At 50.6% G+C, this 243-nt stretch carries 2 tRNA genes; both read left to right on the plus strand.

Features of this window, described 5'->3' with window-relative positions:
• The first annotated feature begins 13 nt into the window (after nucleotides 1–13).
• A tRNA-Met gene (locus tag IQO02_RS20260) sits at nucleotides 14–90 on the plus strand.
• A 76-nt stretch (nucleotides 91–166) separates the two neighbouring features.
• Nucleotides 167–242: transfer RNA gene (locus IQO02_RS20265), tRNA-Gly, on the plus strand.
• Nucleotide 243 lies beyond the last annotated feature (1 nt).

Below are 243 nucleotides of genomic sequence, written 5' to 3' on the forward strand. Positions count from 1 at the left end.
TAATGCATCCGGACGCGGGATGGAGCAGTTTGGTAGCTCGTCGGGCTCATAACCCGAAGGTCGTCGGTTCAAATCCGGCTCCCGCAACCACATTACAGCTACACGTTGATAGCTTCTTTGCAGTAAGAACTTAGTTTCTAGCAGAGAAGATGAACGGTTAGCTTATGCGATACTAGCTCAGTTGGTAGAGCGCAACCTTGCCAAGGTTGAGGTCATCGGTTCGAACCCGATGTATCGCTCCAA

This window comes from Vibrio sp. OPT24 (assembly GCF_015163545.1).
In the GTDB taxonomy this organism is placed as follows: Bacteria; Pseudomonadota; Gammaproteobacteria; order Enterobacterales; family Vibrionaceae; genus Vibrio; species Vibrio cyclitrophicus.